We start from the raw sequence: 7,047 nt of genomic DNA on the forward strand, positions 1-7,047 counted from the left end.
ATTCAAAACTTCTAAATACAAATAATGATAGAATATTACCGAATATTACGTTAAGATTGAAATAGAATTGAAAACTGTTTGTGAAGAGATAAAGAAAAGAGTTGTATCTTATGACATATCATTTTAATTTAATGAAATTTTTCTTTCCGATAGATGATCATTTATATCGAATCAATAAGGCAGAAAAGGTCCATAACCTTTGGAAGGTAAGTGTTTTACTTGTTCTCTGTAGCATGCTTATTTATGGCTGGGCGGCATCCTTTGGAATGGGGACGGACTTACTATCTAAAGGTGCGGTTGGGTTAAGTGAACTTCAATATGAACGAAATAAACTGTGGTTTGTTTTAGGACGTACAGGATATGGTATGGTCTTGGCTTTATTTATTTTATTCTTACCTACACTTATCTTTCAACTAGTTACAGATATACCTTATCGAAAAGTGCTAGTTATGCAGCAAATCGTTTTATTCGCAATGCTCCTTGAGCGGGTTATTTGGGTACCGATATTTGTTAACTTTGGGCTGGATTGGTATGTGTCACCGTTGTCGTTTGGAATAATCTTCTCCTATCTTACTGAAGCGGAATGGCCAGTTTACTTTTTTGGAGCTGTGTCACTTTTTCAGTTATGGATTATCTGGTTTCAAATAAGGTATTTAAGCTATCTGTCTTCTATTAAAATTCGTTGGGTCTATATAAATGTACTATCATTACATATTTTATATTGGTTAATTGCAGCATTTATTGCGTACTTTGACAGTTTTATGATAAGTGGGTGGTTTAAATGAAAAGAAATAGACTTTTAATTGCTGGTGTCATTTTATTTATTGGAGTCAATATATTGCTCGTCTATTTGGATGAAGATCAAACAATAAAGAAAAAGTCGTATGTAAGTGAGTGGTCAGAAGTTTTTACAGCCAATTTATATAATAAAACTAATAAACCGGGGGTGCTTTCTGCAACAGCATCTAATGACGTCTATTTTGACAAAAGTTTAGGTGGATTTCAGGAATTCCTGGTTGAAAAAGGGACGCAGGTCAAAAAAGGTGACGACCTTTATACGTATCGTGTACACAGTTTTTATGAAACAAAGACTTACTTAACTAGTGAATTGTCCAGGCTGGATGGCGAAATTGAAGCTATTGAGGAAGCCATTAATGATATATCTTCCTATCGTATTCGTAATGTTCCTGTACATATTATTACAGAGAATGAAAATAAAGAGAATGGTGAAATTATCATACCTGCAAGGCAATCAGCTGAAGCAGAATACATGAAGGAGCAGTATTTAACAGAAAAGGAAAAGGAATTAGCAAAAGTTGAAGCAGAAAAAAGAAGTGTTGAGACACAATTAACTGAGTTGGAATCTGGAGGGAATACCATAACCGTCGAAAGTCCTTACCAAGGAAAGGTATCATTGGTATCAGAAGCTTTAGGTGACCCGATCATTACTATAAGTTCGAGAACGTTACGTGTAATTGGTGAGTTGACGGAAAAAGAGAGCACAGTAATAAAAGAGGGAATGCCAGTAGAGGTTGCGATCAATGAGAGCAATGCCATGGTAAAAGGCCAAATTTCAAATATAAGCGAATTACCAAATGAAATTGATTTGCATGAGGAAAGTGATTATCCATTTAGCGTTTCATTTGCTGAGGGCTCTGAAGTTGAAAACCTGTTACCTGGGTATCATGCAAACTTAGCAATCATTACTAAACAGTCCGAGGATGCTACCGCTTTATTTGAGGATTCGATATTCAGTGGATCTGTATGGAAAATGACGATCGACGGGGAATTAGACAATCAGAAGATTGAAACAGGCCTTGAAATGGGGAGTATACAGGAAATAACGAAAAACGCTAAACCTGGTGAATGGGTAGCAAAGAAACCCAAAGAAGCTTTCCGGTACAATACCACTTTTGTGACACCATTAAAATTTAATAAAATCCAAGTGAATGATATTTTTAACATAGAACATAAAGGTTGGTCGGAGTTAGTAGTAACTGGACTTTTATCTAGATAACCAGTCATAATGCATAACCTTGTCCCATACAATAGTGTGAGCAGATTGATAAGGGGCGAGGGCATATGAAACGACTTGGAAGTGTGTTAATTTGGAGTTTCGGATTTGTATTATTAATCATATTGATTCAGGAGCCAGTGGGAAGTCCTGTAAGCACATGGAACACATGGTCATTGCCACTTGCAGGAAAAACCATTGTTCTGGACCCTGGACACGGGGGTGTTGATGGTGGTGCAGTTGGTGCGGATGGAACCCTGGAAAAAGGGATATCACTTACTGTAGCAAAAAAAATTAAAAACTATTTGCAACAGACGGGTGCCGTCGTTTATTTGACACGAGAAAAGGATGCTGATTTAGCGGCTCCGGAGACGAAAGGCTTGTCGCGAAGAAAAGCAGAAGATATTCGGAAACGCCTTGAATTTATCAAGGATAAAAAGGCTGACTTTTTTCTCTCTATCCATTTAAATGCGTTGCCATCTACTAAATGGAGTGGAGCACAGACTTTCTATTATCCTAAATCAGACAATAGTGAACATCTAGCCAAAATGATTCAAGCTGAAATCATTAGAAATCTGGGTAACACCACTCGTACTGCATTGCCGTTAACGGGGATGTATTTGTTGAAGCATGCGGAATCACCAGGCGCACTTGTTGAAATAGGGTTTTTATCTAATGAACGCGAAAGAGAATTACTAAAACAGACAAGTTATCAGAATCAAGTTGCTGCAAGCATTTATGAGGGGATTCTTAGGTATGTTACAGAAGATGTAGAAAAAGACAAAGAGAAATAAATGGAAAGTTGTTCCCGTGACGCTTATCACTTAGATTTTAGCTGATTTGTGTTATACTAGCGTTGTAAATCAATGCTAGCAAAGGGAAGGTGACATATTTTGTTAACGAATGAAGAAATAGTAACATTACTAAACCCTGTAAAGGATCCATTTTTACATAGAACGCTAGAGGAAACCGGTGGCGTGAAAGAAATAACGATAAAAGAAGAGAAGAAACATGTAAGTGTAAAGATAGGAATTGGAAAAACAAACACGGGCGAACAGATGCAATTGCAACAGGAAATTGTAGGTATATTGAAGAAGAATGGCGCTACAACTGTTGGACTACGGTTTGAACAATTACCAGAAGAAATCATTAAAAAATATCAGCCAGCCGCTGAAGAAGATCAAGAAGCTACCTTAATGGGTGGAAGCAATGGCACAAAATTTATTGCAATCGCAAGTGGTAAAGGTGGAGTAGGTAAATCTACTGTTACCGTAAACCTTGCTATGTCACTTAAGCGTCTTGGGAAAAAGGTTGGAATTATTGATGCTGATATTTACGGTTTTAGTATTCCTGACATGATGGGGGTAGAAAACCGTCCGGCCGTTCGTGGGGAAAAAATAATCCCTGTTGAACGTTTCGGTGTCAAGTTAATTTCGATGGGCTTTTTTGTAGAGGACAACTCTCCGATTATTTGGAGGGGACCGATGCTCGGTAAGATGTTAAGTAGCTTTTTTAAAGAGGTTGAATGGGGCGATCTTGACTATCTTTTACTTGATTTACCACCAGGAACAGGAGATATTGCAATGGACGTTCACGAAATGCTTCCTACCTGTAAAGAAGTAATTGTAACAACTCCACACCCAACTGCTGCATTTGTAGCGGCTCGTGCTGGTCAGATGGCATTGAAAACCGATCATGAAATATTAGGTGTTGTAGAAAATATGGCATATTTTGAAAGTAAGAAAACTGGAGAAAAAGAATTTGTTTTCGGTCAAGGTGGGGGTCAGAAACTAGCTGAGGTACTAAACACGAAGGTACTTGGTCAGCTTCCACTTCAACAGCCTTACGAGGAAGAGGATGAGTTTGCGCCTTCTATTTATCAAGAAGACCATCCTCTAGGGAAAGAGTATCATAAAATTGCGGCAAAAATAGTAGCTAAATTAGAGGATTAAAACAAGAGGTGGCTGGTTAAGTCACCTCTTTTTCTTCGTATTTTATGTTGAATGGTTGCTAACTGCCACCACCGCCCCCGCCTTCCTCACCTTTTTTGCCTTTTTGCTGCTCAGCAGCGGCTTTTAAAAGGATATCTTGGATTTTGGCTTGAAATAAAGGGCTTTCTAATGTTTTTTGTATTGACTTTTCTAATTGTGCGGTGAATTCCTGGCTTTTCATTGCTTCAATCATCTGTTTGGTGATTTCAGGGTCTTTCAATAGTTCAAGCATTTGCTTTTGATATTCTGAGTCGTTCATAAGCGATTTTATTAATTTTTTATGTTGATCCGCCATAGACTTTGCATAAGTTTCCACAAATTTTGGGTCCTCAAATAGCTTAGTCCACATTTCTTTGCTTTTTTCAGAGGAGAGAACATTACTTATGGCACTTTTTACAACGTCAGCATTTATAACTAAGTTTTCTTTCATTTTCTCATCTTTTAATATTTCCTGTAGCGCTTTTTTTCCATCTTCGGTTTGTAGAATGTCAACAACCATTTTCTTTGTTGTTTCGTAATCGATTTCTTTAGCTGCTGCGCCTTCATTCGAACAAGCACTGAGGGTTAAACATGCAAGTATAATACCTACTGTAAAGTACAACCGGAACATCTTTATCCTCCTTCCTCTTAACTGTTAATATGCGAGGATACGGAGGAAAATATGCACTTTGTTAAGGAAAAAAGAGTGCTTTCATGATAAAATACGGGTTGAATGTAAACGCACCTATAGTAAATATGATTTGTTTTTGGCAGGAGGATATAATAGTGAATAGTCGCAAGTGGGTAGGATTGTTTGTTAGAACATTATTAATTGGAGGATTAGCTGGTTTAATTACGAGCTTTTTTGTAAAGACAGCATCCTATACAAGAGTATTGGATCCAATTGATTTTTTCGAATTATTAGGCGTCGTTCTTTTTTTTCTAGGGTTGGGTTTTGTATTTAGTTTAATAAGTCAAACCGGATTTTTTGCCTATTTGTTTGTTAATCAGTTTGGTTTAAGCTTTTTTCGGTCTTATTGGCCAAGTGTACAGGTGCTTTTTGTTGTATTTGTTGTATTTGATTTAGTTTACTTCCCTTATAAAGCTTCAGACGGGGAAGGTTCGTTAATGTCTTACATTTTGTTGTCAGGTGCAATTTTGATATATGGATTAATTATTGCAAAAGTTAAGGCCAAGCAGACGAATAATAGTGCATTTGTACCGGCATTGTTTTTAATGGTGGTAATAACAACAATTGAATGGGTGCCAGGGCTCAGAACAGCTGGAACTGATTATGCGTGGTTAATGATTGTGCCGTTGCTTGTTTGTAACACATATCAATTACTGGTTTTGCATCGATTAACAAATTCTGATCAAAAAGCAACAACAAACTAAAAAACGGAATTATATTAAAAAAAGACCAGCAAACAATTATTGTTTGCTGGTCTTCTATCTCAGTAATTGTTTTTAATTTGAGGGACCTTATAAAATTATTTTTATTCGGCAAGCTTTGATTCAGCATGTGCCTGGTTATATAATTCCGAAACAGGAACAAAATTAAATCCCTTTTCCTTAAGTCCAGGTAAGATTTCAGAAAGAGCTTCAGCGGTTTGTTTAACGGAATCGGATGCGTGCAATAGTATAACGTCACCATTCGAAGTTTCTTCCATTATGGTATCAACAATCTTTTGCGTTCCCGGGTTTTCCCAGTCATCTGCATCTACTCTCCAATGTACAACCTTCAGGTCAAGTCCTTCTATTAATTTAATGATTTCTTTATTAATATGCCCACTTGGCGCACGCATAAGAGTAATTTTGTCATATCCAAGTTTTTTAAAAATTTCCTTTGCGTAAAGTATATCCTTCCTAACTTTAGCTATTTCCTGATCAAGGTAACTTTTGTAGCGATAGCCAAGCATACCAATCTCATGGTTGTCTTTTTTGATTTTTTCTAGTATTTCGGGGTGTCGCTCAGCCCATTCTCCACTAACGAAAAAAGTAGCTTGGACTTTATTCGATTTCAATTGTTTAAGGATATCGTGAACTTTTTCTTCTCCCCAGCTTATGTTAAACGTTAAGGCAATATTATTTTCATTTGAATTTCCTTTTACAAACGCAGAAGGCTCATCTGAAGATGAAAATACAGAAAAGCTATTGTTGCTTTCAGACCATATTAAAATGGCTGCAATAAGTGCGAACAGTGTAATATAAAAAAATCTCTTCCATCTTGAAAGGCGCCAGGCATAAAAGTAACTCATTCAACTCCCCCTATTCTCTTGTAACTAGTCTATGAATGAGATTGAATAATATGAACAAGCTATTGCAAAAAGGTATAGATATGTTTTAAACGAGTTTGTTATTAGAAGAGATTACTATTAAGATTTCTTACTTTAACCCACTAACTCCCGCGAATTTTGACGAAACATGTGATTAACAGGTAATTAGAAAACTGGGCTTATCGCTAAGCCTTAATGACGAAAGCCTTAGTTGCACTTATGCATTTAGAAAGGATTTATACTTTCTTACCTGCTAAATAAAGATACGAGGTGAAATAATGATAGGATTATTAGTTAACGATATGGAAAAAATGGAAATTGAATATCTTGTAAGACGTGAAATGGAAGAGCTACTAATGGATTTAGACGATCATCGTATTGATCAAGTAATAAAACATTCAATGAAAGAAAGGTATTCATTATTATTTAAGTTATTTCAGCGGGTTGCCAGTGAAAAGGATTGTTTTAAGTATATGCCAAAGCGCTCAAAATACGAATAAAATCACTCATTTCACGTGGTTTAGCGGTGGTGTTTGCTATAAAAACCATCAGCTAGCTCTAATGTTTTAGGCACAAATGTAATGACTATTACAATAAAAATTAGCGGTTTTTTGTGTATTGTGTTGAAATCATGTGAGGAATATGCTATATTATTTCTTGTTGTTAGCAAGTTTTATAAACAAAATAGGTTTTGGTAAAAAGAATTTAATTGATTTTAAAAACCTGTTGACAATTAATCAAATGCATGATAAATTATATCTTGTCGCCAAAAACGACAAAGGATGAA

At 36.2% G+C, this 7,047-nt stretch carries 8 protein-coding genes; 6 read left to right on the forward strand and 2 right to left on the reverse strand.

All coding sequences use genetic code 11. The features are described 5' to 3' along the window. Positions 1-110 precede the first annotated feature (110 nt). From ACOI1D_RS09235 to ACOI1D_RS09250, 4 genes are all read left to right on the forward strand, one after another. On the forward strand, positions 111-785 hold the full coding sequence (locus ACOI1D_RS09235; protein WP_422500985.1) for a hypothetical protein: 675 nt from the start codon (positions 111-113) through the stop codon (positions 783-785). Further along, positions 782-2,017 (forward strand): HlyD family efflux transporter periplasmic adaptor subunit, encoded by a 1,236-nt coding sequence (locus ACOI1D_RS09240; RefSeq protein ID WP_422500986.1) that lies wholly within the window; start codon positions 782-784, stop codon positions 2,015-2,017. The genes ACOI1D_RS09235 and ACOI1D_RS09240 overlap by 4 nt, the downstream gene beginning before the upstream one ends. 65 nt (positions 2,018-2,082) lie before the next feature. Beyond that, on the forward strand, positions 2,083-2,808 hold the full coding sequence (cwlD, locus tag ACOI1D_RS09245; protein ID WP_422500987.1) for an N-acetylmuramoyl-L-alanine amidase CwlD: 726 nt from the start codon (positions 2,083-2,085) through the stop codon (positions 2,806-2,808). A 99-nt stretch (positions 2,809-2,907) separates the two neighbouring features. Continuing rightward, positions 2,908-3,966, forward strand: a complete 1,059-nt coding sequence (locus ACOI1D_RS09250) for a P-loop NTPase (RefSeq protein WP_422500988.1) — start codon at positions 2,908-2,910, stop codon at positions 3,964-3,966. 58 nt (positions 3,967-4,024) lie between these two features. Here ACOI1D_RS09250 and gerD read toward each other — a convergent pair whose 3' ends face one another. Continuing rightward, complete coding sequence (gene gerD, locus ACOI1D_RS09255) at positions 4,025-4,615, reverse strand: spore germination lipoprotein GerD (RefSeq protein ID WP_422500989.1); 591 nt, start codon at positions 4,613-4,615, stop codon at positions 4,025-4,027. Between the two features lie 155 nt (positions 4,616-4,770). Here gerD and ACOI1D_RS09260 point away from each other — a divergent pair, with 155 nt between their 5' ends. Beyond that, positions 4,771-5,379 (forward strand): KinB-signaling pathway activation protein, encoded by a 609-nt coding sequence (locus ACOI1D_RS09260; RefSeq protein WP_422500990.1) that lies wholly within the window; start codon positions 4,771-4,773, stop codon positions 5,377-5,379. A gap of 101 nt (positions 5,380-5,480) precedes the next feature. On the opposite strand, the gene pdaB is transcribed toward ACOI1D_RS09260, so the two are convergent. Further along, positions 5,481-6,242 carry a polysaccharide deacetylase family sporulation protein PdaB gene (pdaB, locus tag ACOI1D_RS09265; protein WP_422500991.1) on the reverse strand — a complete coding sequence of 254 codons (762 nt, stop codon included), beginning with the start codon at positions 6,240-6,242 and terminating at the stop codon, positions 5,481-5,483. 296 nt (positions 6,243-6,538) lie between these two features. Between pdaB and ACOI1D_RS09270 the strand changes: the two genes are divergently transcribed. Continuing rightward, complete coding sequence (locus ACOI1D_RS09270) at positions 6,539-6,760, forward strand: hypothetical protein (protein ID WP_422500992.1); 222 nt, start codon at positions 6,539-6,541, stop codon at positions 6,758-6,760. Positions 6,761-7,047: the final 287 nt, after the last annotated feature.

Source organism: Virgibacillus sp. DJP39 (assembly GCF_049310925.1).
GTDB lineage: Bacteria > Bacillota > Bacilli > Bacillales > Amphibacillaceae > Virgibacillus_F.

Excerpts from the sequence above, each read along its gene's own strand:
- ACOI1D_RS09235 (WP_422500985.1), top strand. The coding sequence starts at position 111 with ATGACATATCATTTTAATTTAATGAAATTTTTCTTTCCGATAGATGAT.
- ACOI1D_RS09240 (WP_422500986.1), top strand. The coding sequence starts at position 782 with ATGAAAAGAAATAGACTTTTAATTGCTGGTGTCATTTTATTTATTGGA.
- cwlD (WP_422500987.1), top strand. The coding sequence starts at position 2,083 with ATGAAACGACTTGGAAGTGTGTTAATTTGGAGTTTCGGATTTGTATTA.
- gerD (WP_422500989.1), bottom strand. The coding sequence starts at position 4,615 with ATGTTCCGGTTGTACTTTACAGTAGGTATTATACTTGCATGTTTAACC.
- pdaB (WP_422500991.1), bottom strand. The coding sequence starts at position 6,242 with ATGAGTTACTTTTATGCCTGGCGCCTTTCAAGATGGAAGAGATTTTTT.
- ACOI1D_RS09270 (WP_422500992.1), top strand. The coding sequence starts at position 6,539 with ATGATAGGATTATTAGTTAACGATATGGAAAAAATGGAAATTGAATAT.